Raw genomic sequence first — 12,055 nt, 5'->3', positions numbered from 1 at the left:
GGGCACGGTTCTGGACGAAAGGTGCCGACGTGCGGGGGGCGTGCCTGGTTTGGCCGCCAGGAGGTGCACGAGGCGAAGTCAGGGGCGCGGTCCGGTAGGAGGCGGCACGCGACGAAGGTGCGGCGCTCGGACACGGCGCTGCTCATCATCCACGAAGAAGCGCGTCAGTGCATGTCATGGCCCCTTCGGTGAGCGAAGGGCGACGCCCAGGGGAGTCTTGGGCGGATGAAGTGGATTCTATCCATCCATCCGCACAACCCTCACCCCTCACGCGAGCAGTTGGCGCAGCAGCTCCAGCCAGGAGTCCTGCGACGCGCTGCCAGCCAGGGGCACGGCCAACAAGTGCCCATCCGCTCCCACGCCGTAGGCCACCAGGGCCGAGGCGCTCTGCACCGTGCGCGCCCGCGGGGCGTCCAGGAAGGTGGCGTCCAAGTACAGATAGGGGAAGGGATCGGTGCGAAGGCCCTCCACCTTCTCGTCGAGGGACTTCGTCACGCGGCTCACCGTCGAGCTCCTCGCTGCGCCGCTTGTAGCGGCCCAGGACGGCCTGCGCCGAGCCGCTGGCGCGGGAGCGGGCTGCCAGCGCTCGAAACGACGTGCCCCAGCGGCGCTGGTGCGCCTTGGCGTGCTGCTCGGGTTCCGACGCCCAAGACGACCTCGAAAGAAATTCAGACGCCGCGTTATAGATAGTCTTGGGGAGGAGGGCTTATTGAGAGGGTGTGGACAACGCGGAGGCCCTGACGGCTCCGACGCTCACCCAGGAGATAAGTGATGCCCCAGGCAAGACTGAAGGCGACCCACGGCTTCCATGCGACGATGCGAGCTCGTCCGGGGCGGGCCGACGAGCTGATCGATGCACTGCTCGCGGGAGCGCCGACGGGCAACGAGAACTGCCTCGTCTATCTCGTGGGGCGCTCGTCGAGCGAGCCCGACGTCATTGACGTCACCGAGGGCTGGACTTCGAAGGAGGCCCACGCCGAGGCGTTCGCGAGCGCGTCGGCGCAGGCGCTGATCGCGACGCTCGCGACGCTCGTGGCTGACCCCGCGCAGTACCGGGATGTCGTCCCAGTGGGCGGCTCCGTGCGCGGCTGAAGTGAACCCCAAACCCCAAACCCCAACCACCGAAGGAGATTTCCATGAACACCACGAAGACCCTCAAGACTGTTCTCATCACCGGCTGCTCGTCTGGCTACGGCGAGGCGACGGCCCGCTACTTCCACGACCAGGGCTGGAATGTCATCGCGACGATGCGCACCCCTCGGCTCGGCGAGCTGCCGAAGTCCGACCGGCTCCGCGTCCTGGCGTTGGACGTGACGAAGCCCGAGACCATCGCAGCAGCCCTCGAGCAGGCGGGGCCCATCGACGTGCTGGTCAACAACGCCGGCATCGGCGTCGTCGGCGCGTTCGAGGCCACCCCCATGTCGACGATTCGCGAGGTCTTCGAGACCAACACCTTCGGCGTCATGGCGGTGCTCCAGGCCGCGGTGCCTCGGTTCCGCGAGCGCCGGGCGGGCGTGATCGTGAACGTGACCTCGAGCGTGACGCTCGCGCCGATGCCGCTCGCCGCCGTGTACACGGCCAGCAAGCTCGCCGTCGAGGGCTTCACCGCCTCGCTCGCCCACGAGTTGGGCGCCTTCAACGTGAAGGTGAAGCTCGTCGAGCCTGGCTACGGCCCGGGCACGCGCTTCACCGCGAACGGCACCACGCGCATGCAGGGGTTGATCCCCAAGTCCTACGAGGCGTTCGCGCAGCCCATCTTCGCGGCCTTCGCGCAGCCTGGGCTCACGACGACGGCGTCCGATGTGGCCGAGGCCATCTGGCGCGCGGCCAACGATGAGACCGGGACGCTCCGTTTCCCAGCCGGGGCAGACGCCGTCGCGCTCGCGAAGTCTGCGTCGCTCATCAAGGTCGCCTGACGTCGGCACCCACTTCAACCTCGACACCCAGGAGAAAAACACCATGTCACAGCTCAACGCGGAACATCGTCTCTTCATCAACGGCACCCTCGTCGAGGCCGAGGGCGGCGCCACCTACGACGTCATCAACCCGGCGACGGAGGAGATCGTCGGCGTCGTGGCCGCCGCCTCCGTCGCGGATGGCGACCGCGCCATCGCCGCTGCCCGCCGCTGCTTCGACGAGTCGGACTGGTCGACCAACACCGCGAGGCGCATCCGCGCACTGACGCAATTGCGTGATGGCCTCAAGGCGGTCAGCGAGGAGTGGCGGCGTCAGGTCGTCGCGGAGAGCGGGTGCCCTCTCGCGTTCACGCATGGCCCGATGCTCGACAGCCCGGTGGCGGACATCGACTACTCGCTGAAGCTCCTCGAGACCTACGACTTCGAGCGCGAGCTCGAGGACCTTGGCTCGCCCATCGGCGGCCCCGCGCGTCGCCTGGTGTGCAAGGAGGCCGCTGGGGTGGTGGTGGCCATCACGCCGTGGAACGCGCCGGTGCAGACCAACATGCAGAAGTGCATCCCCGCGCTGGCCGCGGGCTGCACGGTGGTCCTCAAGGCGGCCCAGAATACGCCGTGGGCGGCGACCATGCTCGGTCGCGTCGCGGCCCAGTGCCCGGACCTGCCTCCGGGAGCCTTCAACGTGCTGACGTCGACGGGGAGCGGCTCGCTCGGCTCGATGCTCACGTCCGACCCGCGCGTCGACGTCATCTCCTTCACGGGCTCGACGGCCACGGGACGTCGCGTGATGGAGAGCGCGTCGAAGACCATCAAGCGCACGCTGCTCGAACTCGGCGGCAAGTCGGCGATGATCGTCCTCGACGACGCGAAGTTCCCAGAGGCGCTGACGGGCGCGGCCTTCGTCTGCGCCAACGCGGGCCAGGGCTGCGTGCTGAACACGCGCTTGCTCGTCCCGCGCTCCCGCTACGACGAGGCCATCGCGATCCTCGAGCAGCTCTACCGCGACGTGCCCTACGGTGACCCGGCCGACGTGAAGAACATCATGGGCCCGATGATCAGCGCGGGGCAGCGCGAGCGCGTGCTCGCCTACATCGAGAAAGGCAAGGCCGAGGGAGCTCGCCTCGTGGTGGGCGGCGGCACGCCGAAGCACCTCAGCAAGGGCTACTTCGTCGAGCCGACCCTGTTCGCCGACGTCGACAACTCGATGACGATCGCGCAGGAGGAGATCTTCGGCCCGGTGCTCGTCGTCATCCCGTTCGATGACGACGACGACGCGGTCCGCATCGCGAACGACTCGATCTACGGGCTCTCGGGTTCGGTCATCTCGGCGTCGCCGTCGCGCGCGATGCGGGTGGCCCGTCGCATCCGCACGGGCTCGATGAACGTCAACGGCGCCTTCTTCTTCTCTCCGAACGCGCCCTTCGGCGGCTACAAGCAGTCGGGGCTGGGCAGGGAGAACGGCGTCGAGGGCTTCGAGGAGTACCTTGAGACCAAGACCATCGCCGTCCCGAGCGACTTCCCGCGCCTGGTCGGATGACATCATGGGACGCCTTCTTCCGCTCGTCGTGTACCTCCCCGCCGGCGTCGCCATCGTCGGCGGGATCCACTACTACCTCTGGGCGCGGCTCGTGCGCGACGTGGGCTTCGGGCCGACGACGGCGTTCGGATTGAAGGCGCTCCTCGTGTTCCTCGCGGCGAGCGTTCCGCTCGGCGTGATCGCGAGTCGGCTCGTGCCCTATCGATGGTCGGTCTGGTGGCTCGAGCCCATCTACCTCTGGCTCGGCACCTCCATGCTCCTCGCGATGGGGTTGGCCGTGATGGAACTGCTGCCCATCACGACGTCCCGAGCGTCGAGCGCGGCTGTCGTCCTGGTGATGGGCCTCGGCGCGGCCGCGTTGGCCGCGCATGAAGCCCGCAGGGTGCGTGTCGAACGCGTGGAAATCCCCCTGCGCAAGCTGCCGCGAGAGTTCGATCGGCTGCGCCTCGTCCAGCTCTCGGACCTGCACATCGGCCAGACGCTCGGGCGCGCGTTCCTCGAGGAGGTCGTCTCGCAAGTGAACGCCCTCGCGCCCGACGCCGTGCTCATCACGGGCGACCTGGTGGACGGCCGCGTCGCAGACATCGCGGCCGACATCGCGCCGCTCGCCGCGCTCACCTCGACCTACGGCACGTTCTTCGTCACCGGGAACCACGAGTACCACGCGGATGCGCCCGAGTGGTGCGAGCATCTCGGCAAGCTCGGCGTCCGAGTCCTACGCAATGAGCACGTCGCCCTCGAGCGCGCCGGACAGGTCCTCCACCTCGCGGGCATTGACGACTACGAGGCGGCGCACTTCGACGTCGGCCATGGCCCCGATCTCGCGCGAGCCGTCGAGGGCCGCGACCGCAGCAAGGTGCTCATCCTCATGGCGCACCAGCCAAAGGCCGTTCAGGAGGCTGTGCGGCACGGCGTCGACCTGCAGCTCTCCGGGCACACGCATGGAGGCCAGTTCTGGCCACTGCGTTGGCTGCTTCGGGCGGGCCAGCCCGTCGTCGATGGGCTTCGCAGGGTGGGAGACACGCTCGTCTACGTCAGCCGAGGCACGGGCCACTCAGGGCCACCCATGCGGCTCGGCGTTCCGCCGGAGATGACCGAGATCGTGTTGAGGAGCGAAGACGATGTATGATGTCGAGATGGCAAAACGTTCGTCGGAGTCCGACACGCCGCCGCCCACGCACGAGTCCTCCGACCCGCTCGCGGCTGTCATCTCCCTGCTCCGTCCGCAGACGGTCTTGCCCAAGGTCATCAGCGGCGCGGGGCAGTGGAGTGTGCGGTACCCGGCGCACAACGAGCCCGGCTTCTGCATCATGCTGGAAGGGACATGCTTCCTTGAGGTCGACGGCGTCGACGGGGTGCAGCTCGACGAGGGCGACTTCGTGCTCTTGCCATCGACGCCGGGCTTCACGATGTCGAGCGCCCAGGGGCTGAAGCCGAAGCTCATCACCGCGGCGGACGGCAACGAGCTCCGGCACGGTACGCCCACTGGGCGCCCGACGATGCGCCAGCTCGGCGGCTACTTCCTCGTTGACCGCGCGAACGCGAGTCTCCTCGAGAAGTTCCTGCCCGTGATGATCCTCATCCGACGTGATGATCCCGGTGCCGTGCGTCTGCGGCGGCTCGTCGAGCTCATCGCAGACGAGGCGACAACCCGTCGAACAGGGCGTGCGCTGATCCTCGAGCGGCTCGTCGAGGTGCTGCTCGTCGAGGCGCTGCGCCTTCGACCCGTGGAAGCGGCGGGGCGGGAGACGGGCTTGCTCGCCGGCCTCGCTGATCCTGACCTTGCGCGTGCCCTTCGGAAGATGCACGCCGACGTCGCGCACCGGTGGACCGTCGCGGAGCTCGGACGCGTCGCGGGCATGTCGCGCGCGGTGTTCGCCGAGCGATTCACGAGAACGGTGGGCATGCCGCCGATGGAGTACCTGCTCGAGTGGCGCATCGCGATCGCCAAGGACGTCCTGCTTCGCGAGCCCACGCCCCTCGCCGAGCTCGCCGAGAGGATCGGCTACCAGTCGGCAAGCGCCTTCAGCGTCGCGTTCTCGCGTCACGCCGGGTGTTCCCCGAGCGGGTTCGCGCGCTCGATGCGCGCGTGACCGTAGGCACGCGCGGGGCCGTCCTCTCAGGGGAAGGCGGCCTCTCGTGTTGGGGGCGAGGTGCACGGTTCTGGACGAAAGGTGCCGGCGTGCGGGGGGAGTGCCTAGCTTGGCCGCCAGGAGGTGCACGTGGCGAAGTCAGGGGCACGGTCCGGCGGGAAGGCGCGCGCGACGAAGGAGCGACGCTCGGACACGGCGCTGCTCATCATCGACGTCATCAATGACCTGGAGTTCCCGGGCGGAGAGAAGGTGCTGCCCTGGGCGCTGCGCATGGTGGAGCGGCTGGAGCCGCTGGCCCGACGGATGCGCTCGGCGGGGGTGCCGGTCATCTACGTCAACGACAACTTCAACCACTGGCGCAGTAACTTCCGGGATGTCTATCGGCACTGCACGCGCAAGGGGATTCGGGGCCGGCCGGTGGCGCGGGCGCTGAAGCCCGAGCCGAGGGACTACTTCGTCCTCAAGCCGAAGCACTCGGCGTTCTTCGCGACGTCGCTGGTGCCGTTGTTGGAGCACCTGGGGACGAAGAAGCTGCTCATGGCGGGGGTGGCCACGAACCTGTGCGTCTTCTTCAGCGCGCATGACGCGCACATGCACGAGTACGACATCACCGTGCTGAGCGACTGCTGCGCGGCGGAGAGCGACGGGGACCATGACCTGGCGTTGGACCAGCTCCAGCGCTTCCTGGGCGTGCGCGTGTGCCGGGCGGATGAGGTGAAGCGCACCCGCCGCGCCCGGAGGCCGGCGCATTCCGCCAAGGGGGCGGGGCGGTTGTGACGTCGGGACGCAAGGTTTCCCGAATCGAGCGTCGCCGCGTCTAGACTGCCCTGCGTGTCCAGGTACTCCGAGCAGAGCCCCGTGGGCGGCTTCCGCGCCCGTCTCCACACCATCATCTTCGAGGCCGACACACCGGCGGGGAAGTCCTTCGATGTGGCCCTGATGTGGGCCATCTTGTTCAGTGTCGTCGCGGTGATGCTGGAGAGCGTCTCCTCGGTGCGCGAGCGCCATGGCACCGCGCTCTCCATCGCCGAGTGGGCCTTCACCGCCATCTTCGCCATCGAGTACGTGCTGCGCCTCATCGCCGTCCGCCGTCCGCTGGACTACGCGCGCAGCTTCTTTGGCCTCGTGGACCTGCTGGCCATCCTGCCCTCGTTCCTCAGTGTGCTGTTCCCGGGCGCCCAGACGTTGCTCGTGGTCCGCGTGCTGCGCCTGCTGCGCGTCTTCCGGGTGCTGAAGCTGGGACACCTGCTGGGCCAGGCGGAGATCCTCCTGACGGCGCTGCGTGCGAGCCGGGGGAAGATCACCGTCTTCCTCGGCTTCGTCCTGACGGTGGTCGTCATCATGGGGGCTGTCATGTACATGGTGGAGGGCGAGGTCCATGGCTTCGACAGCATCCCGCGCGCCATGTACTGGGCCGTGGTGACGATGACGACGGTGGGCTTCGGTGACATCACGCCCAAGACGGTGCCGGGCCAGTTCATCGCGTCGGTGTTGATGATCATGGGCTACGGCATCCTCGCCGTACCCACGGGCATCGTCTCCGTGGAGCTGGCCGCCGCCACGCGCGCTCCCGTGGATACCCATGCGTGCCCGGGCTGCGGCACCCAGGGGCATGACCTGGATGCGCGCTTCTGCAAGGTCTGTGGGACGGCGCTGGACTGGAAGACGCCGAAGTCGCCATCCGCGCCCTGAGTCGCGCCGTTGTTCGACGCAGGCCACCTGCCCCAGTCGGGATGTTCATTGCTGGCCGGGTCGTGCCCGGCCCGTGCATCAATCCGAGGCTCTCCGCTCCGGGCGCGGCACAGTGAGGCCCTTCCTTTCCTGGAGACCTCACGATGAACCTCTTCATCACTGGCGCCACCGGCTTCATTGGCGGCTCTCTGGCCGTGGACCTCAAGGCCCGGGGCCATTCGATTCGGGGACTGGTGCGCGATGAGGCCAAGGCCCGGAAGCTGGCGGCGCTCGGCATCGAGCCCGTCCTGGGGGACCTGGACAACGTCGCGGTGCTCACGGCCGAGGCCCGGCGCGCGGACGGTGTCATCAACGCGGCGAGCAGTGACCACGAGCAGGCCATCCGGGCCCTGATTGAAGGCGTGAAGGGCTCGGGCAAGCCGCTGCTGCACACCAGCGGCTCCAGCGTCATCGGCGACGACGTGAAGGGCGACGCGCTGTCTCCCAACGTGTTCGACGAGGACACGCCGTTCATCGTCGAGCCCGAAAAGCAGGCTCGGCACGCGCTCGACAACAGCGTCCTCGCGGCGCCGGGGGCTCGGGGCATCGTGCTGTGCAACACGATGATCTACGGCACGGGGAAGGGCCTGAGCCGCGACAGCGTGCAGATTCCTCCGCTGGTGGCGCAGGCTCGCAAGAGCGGCGTGGTGCGCGTCGTCGGCAAGGGCGTCAACCGCTGGTCCAACGTCCACATCGACGACGTCACGGCGCTCTACGCGCTGGCGCTGGAGAAGGCTCCTTCGGGGGCGTTCTACTTCGTGGAGAACGGCGAGGCGTCCTACGCGGAGATTGGCGAGGCCATCGCGGCGCGGCTGAAGCTGGGCCCGGTGCGGTCCTGGTCCGTGGAGGAGGCGTCACGCGAGTGGGGCGAGGGCCACGCTCGCTACTCGTTCGGCTCCAACAGCCGGGTGCGCGGGAAGCGCGCGCGGCGCGAGCTGGGCTGGGCGCCTCGCCACGATTCGGTGACCCGCTGGATTCGCGAGGAGATGCTCCTGGATTGAGGCGGCTTGCGTCCGCCGTCCGACATCCCCACATCCTTTTCGCGCGAGGCTCGCGGCACTTCGTGTTTGCTGCGCGTCGTTCGTCCCACCTGGAGGAGTGTGCTCATGCGTTCCCTGTTGGCGTCCCTGGCTTGTACTTCCCTGCTGACCCTCGCGGGGACCTCACACGCACAGCCCGCGGGCAAACCCGCGGACCAGGGCGGCAACCTGGCCCCCGGGCAGGCAAAGGGCAGTCAGCAGACGGATCCTCGGCAGGGCCCCAACCCGACGGGCGCCCCCGTCGAGCAGGCCCCGCCCAATGTCCCCGAGTTCAAGCCGGCCTTCCCCGGCCAGACGCGCGCGCCCGCCGTCAACACGCGCACGGCCCTGCAGGTCACCGAGATTGCGTCGGGCTTCAACAAGCCCTGGGCCATCGCGTTCCTGCCGGACAAGCGGATGCTCGTCACGGAGAAGCCGACGGGGAAGCTCTTCATCGTCACGCCCGAGGGCAAGAAGTCGCCGGCCATCGCGGGCCTGCCCAAGGTGGATGGTCGCAACCAGGGCGGTCTGCTCGACGTCGAGGTGGGGCCGGACTACGGCACCAGTGGCCTCATCTACTGGACCTATTACGAGCCCCGGAAGGGCGGCAACGGCCTCGCGGTGGCGCGCGCCAGGCTGGTGGATGGACCCAAGCCCAAGGTCGAGGGCGTGAAGGTCATCTTCCGCATGGAGCCGACGCTGGAGTCCACGCTGCACGCGGGTGGCCGACTCGTCTTCACGCCGGATGGGAAGCTGTTCGTCACGCTGGGCGAGCGCTCCATCATGGAGGGCCGCGTCCAGGCTCGCGACCTCAAGAGCGACTTCGGCAAGATTGTCCGCATCAACCCGGACGGCTCCATCCCGAAGGACAACCCCTTCGTGGGGCAGAAGGACGCGCGACCGGAGATCTGGACGCTGGGGCACCGCAACATCCTGTCGGCGGCGCTCGACAGCAAGGGACGCCTCTGGGAGGTGGAGATGGGGCCTCGCGGTGGTGACGAGCTCAACCTCATCGAGCGCGGCAAGGACTACGGCTGGCCCACCATCGGCTACGGCGAGGAATACTCCGGCGAGCCCATCCACAAGACCACCCAGGGCCCGGGCATGGAGCAGCCGGTGTACTACTGGGACCCGGTGATCTCGCCCTCGGGCATGACCATCTACTCCGGTGAGCTGTTCCCCGAGTGGAAGGGCAACTTCTTCATCGGTGGCTTGTCCAGCACGGCCCTCGTGCGACTGGTGCTCGAGAACGACCGCGTCGTGGGTGAGGAGCGCCTGCTGATGGACCAGAAGGCCCGCATCCGCGAGGTCGTCCAGGGCCCGGAGGGCGCGCTGTACCTGCTCACCGATGACTCGAACGGCAAGCTGCTGAAGGTGACGCCGCGCTGAACCCAGTCGGGGTGCTCGCGTGCGGGGGCGGGCCCGGTTCGCCTCCGCGCGCGGTGGTTGACCGCAACAACCGGGTCGCCTTGCGTCATCACGTGCGTCATTCCTGAGCCGTGTCCGAGCGCGAGCTTCATGCCTCGGTGACGAACGGGAGTGTGCACATGCGACGAAGCTGGGTGGGTTTTTCGGAAGTCCAGGTGCGAGGGGCGTCGTGAGTGCCCGAGCCCTCCGTGCGCGGCCGATGCGTAGCGCGGTTTCGGTGGAGACGAGGCTGGAGGCGCTCGACTGGACCGGGCTCGGCGCGGAGCTGGATGCGCGCGGGTGCGCCACCCTGAGCGGCTTGCTCACGCCCGAGGAGTGCGGCGTCTTGTCGGCGCTATACCCCGAGGATGCACCGTTTCGCAGTCGAGTCATCATGGCTCGCCATGGCTTCGGGCGGGGGGAGTACAAGTACTTCGCCTATCCGCTCCCGGAGCTCGTGGCTCGACTGCGGACCTCGCTCTATCCCGGGCTCGCGTCCATCGCGAATCGGTGGAACGAGGCGCTGCGCATCGACGTGCGATACCCCGAGTCGCACGCCGCCTATCTCCAGCGGTGTCACGCGGCGGAGCAGCTCCGGCCGACACCGCTGCTGCTCCAGTACGGGGAAGGGGACTACAACTGCCTGCACCAGGACCTCTACGGCGACGAGGTCTTCCCGCTCCAGGTGGCCATCCTCCTGTCCGAGCCGGGGCGCGACTTCGCTGGTGGCGAGCTGGTGCTCACCGAGCAGCGTCCCCGCATGCAGTCTCGCGTGGAGGTCGTGCCGCTGCGGCAGGGGGATGGCGTCATCTTCCCGGTCCACCATCGCCCCGTGCAGGGCACTCGCGGCGTCTATCGCGTCAACATGCGTCACGGAGTCAGTCGCATCCGCTCCGGTCACCGGCACACGGTGGGCATCATCTTCCACGACGCGCGCTGACGCGGCGACAGGTCGCCTCCTCGTCGCGCCGGGTGTCGGCCGTATCCGCTCAGGGCGCTGCGCGATGGGGTTCGGCAGCCCAAGATGCTTGCTGCTGCGAAGAGAGCCTCTCTTCGCGCTGCCGGCAGGGCGTGCGCATGAAGGGCCTCGGGACAGGCCGTGTCTCGTGCCGGTTCCTTGCCGCGGTGTGTCCTGGGAAACCTGCACGGAGGGCGGGCTCGCGCGGCTATCCTGGCGCCCAGGCAGGTGGGCGCGCGATGGACGACTTCCAGGCGATTCTCGACGAGGTGATGACGGCCGTCCTGCCGGTGGTGGGGCAGGGCCGTGTGGCCAACTACATCCCCGCGCTGGCCGCGGTGGACCCGTCGCGGTTCGGCATGGCGCTGGCCACGCTCGATGGGCAGGTCTTCGGCGTGGGCGATTTGCGCACGCCCTTCTCGGTGCAGAGCATCTCGAAGGTCTTCGCGTTGGCGCTGACGCTCGCGAGAGACGGGGACGCGCTGTGGCGCAGGGTGGGGAAGGAGCCCTCGGGCAATCCGTTCAACTCCCTGGTGCAGCTCGAGTACGAGCAGGGTGTGCCCCGCAATCCGTTCATCAACGCGGGAGCACTGGTCGTCACGGACCGGCTGCTCAGTCTCACCGGGGACTCACGAGGTCTGCTGCGGGAGTTCCTGCGCGAGGAGAGCGGAAATGCCTCGGTGGACTTCGACCCGGTCGTCGCCGCGTCCGAGGCCGAACATGGCCATCGCAACTCCGCGCTGGCGCACTTCATGGCGAGCTACGGGAACATCGAGAACCCGGTGCCCCGAGTGCTCGAGCACTACTTCTGGCAGTGCTCGCTGCGGATGAGCTGCGCGGACCTGGCGCGTGCTTGTGGATTCCTGGCGCGACATGGGCAGGGCGCCTCGGGGAGGCGGCTGCTCACGCGCAGTCAGGCCAAGCAGGTCAACGCGGTGATGCTCACCTGCGGCACCTACGACGCCGCGGGCGAGTTCGCCTATCGCGTGGGTCTGCCGTGCAAGAGTGGTGTCGGTGGCGGCATCATCGCCGTCATCCCGAATCGCTGTGGGTTGTGTGTGTGGAGCCCTGGGCTGGATGCCCACGGGAACTCGGTCGCGGGCGTGGAAGCCCTGGATCGATTCACGACGCTCACGGGCCTCTCGGTGTTCTGACGTCGCCGCGTGGATGAAGGCGAACCGGTCCTCGCGAAGTTACGCTTCCGCCGAGGACCGGCTCCCACCGCCCATCCTTCACGCCCGAGCCGTCTCACCTTGTTGAAGCGGTCTCCCGCTTCGCTCGCTGCGACACGCCCATCCAACCCGCCGCCCGTACTGCCCAGTGCTGCGTACTGCCCCGTGCTGCCCGTCCTGCGTGCTGCCCCGTCCGACCCGCCGCCCGTACTGCCCCGTCCTGCG

Annotated in this window: 11 protein-coding genes and 1 pseudogene; 11 read left to right on the top strand and 1 reads right to left on the bottom strand. The window is 68.5% G+C overall.

The genetic code is table 11. The features are described 5' to 3' along the window. Window positions 1-270: 270 nt before the first annotated feature. A pseudogene (locus tag FL311_RS44385) lies at window positions 271-574 on the bottom strand (transposase); the annotation flags it as partial. Between the two features lie 197 nt (window positions 575-771). Between FL311_RS44385 and FL311_RS34730 the strand changes: the two are divergent. From FL311_RS34730 to FL311_RS34680, 11 genes are all read left to right on the top strand, one after another. Then, window positions 772-1,092, top strand: a complete 321-nt coding sequence (locus FL311_RS34730; RefSeq protein ID WP_228557289.1) for a putative quinol monooxygenase — start codon at window positions 772-774, stop codon at window positions 1,090-1,092. 44 nt (window positions 1,093-1,136) lie between these two features. Continuing rightward, on the top strand, window positions 1,137-1,916 hold the full coding sequence (locus FL311_RS34725; protein WP_141331981.1) for an SDR family oxidoreductase: 780 nt from the start codon (window positions 1,137-1,139) through the stop codon (window positions 1,914-1,916). A 43-nt stretch (window positions 1,917-1,959) separates the two neighbouring features. Further along, complete coding sequence (locus tag FL311_RS34720; protein ID WP_141331980.1) at window positions 1,960-3,450, top strand: aldehyde dehydrogenase family protein; 1,491 nt, start codon at window positions 1,960-1,962, stop codon at window positions 3,448-3,450. A gap of 4 nt (window positions 3,451-3,454) precedes the next feature. Then, window positions 3,455-4,579: a metallophosphoesterase gene (locus tag FL311_RS34715; RefSeq protein WP_228557288.1), complete on the top strand. Its 1,125-nt coding sequence runs from the start codon at window positions 3,455-3,457 to the stop codon at window positions 4,577-4,579. Then, complete coding sequence (locus tag FL311_RS34710) at window positions 4,572-5,543, top strand: AraC family transcriptional regulator (RefSeq protein WP_228557287.1); 972 nt, start codon at window positions 4,572-4,574, stop codon at window positions 5,541-5,543. The genes FL311_RS34715 and FL311_RS34710 overlap by 8 nt, the downstream gene beginning before the upstream one ends. A gap of 129 nt (window positions 5,544-5,672) precedes the next feature. Beyond that, complete coding sequence (locus tag FL311_RS34705; protein WP_141331979.1) at window positions 5,673-6,320, top strand: cysteine hydrolase family protein; 648 nt, start codon at window positions 5,673-5,675, stop codon at window positions 6,318-6,320. A 54-nt stretch (window positions 6,321-6,374) separates the two neighbouring features. Beyond that, complete coding sequence (locus FL311_RS34700; RefSeq protein ID WP_141331978.1) at window positions 6,375-7,235, top strand: ion transporter; 861 nt, start codon at window positions 6,375-6,377, stop codon at window positions 7,233-7,235. Window positions 7,236-7,378: 143 nt separating this feature from the next. Next, window positions 7,379-8,275, top strand: a complete 897-nt coding sequence (locus FL311_RS34695; protein WP_141331977.1) for an NAD-dependent epimerase/dehydratase family protein — start codon at window positions 7,379-7,381, stop codon at window positions 8,273-8,275. Between the two features lie 105 nt (window positions 8,276-8,380). Next, on the top strand, window positions 8,381-9,682 hold the full coding sequence (locus tag FL311_RS34690; RefSeq protein ID WP_141331976.1) for a PQQ-dependent sugar dehydrogenase: 1,302 nt from the start codon (window positions 8,381-8,383) through the stop codon (window positions 9,680-9,682). A 238-nt stretch (window positions 9,683-9,920) separates the two neighbouring features. Next, window positions 9,921-10,640 carry a 2OG-Fe(II) oxygenase gene (locus tag FL311_RS34685; RefSeq protein ID WP_141331975.1) on the top strand — a complete coding sequence of 240 codons (720 nt, stop codon included), beginning with the start codon at window positions 9,921-9,923 and terminating at the stop codon, window positions 10,638-10,640. Window positions 10,641-10,897: 257 nt separating this feature from the next. Continuing rightward, window positions 10,898-11,812, top strand: coding sequence for a glutaminase (locus FL311_RS34680; protein WP_141331974.1), 915 nt, complete (start codon window positions 10,898-10,900; stop codon window positions 11,810-11,812). Window positions 11,813-12,055: the final 243 nt, after the last annotated feature.

This window comes from Myxococcus sp. AB025B, assembly GCF_006518215.1.
GTDB classification, from domain to species: domain Bacteria; phylum Myxococcota; class Myxococcia; order Myxococcales; family Myxococcaceae; genus Myxococcus; species Myxococcus fulvus.
Note: the sequence above shows the minus strand (reverse complement) of the source record. Positions and strands in the feature narration are given on the sequence as shown.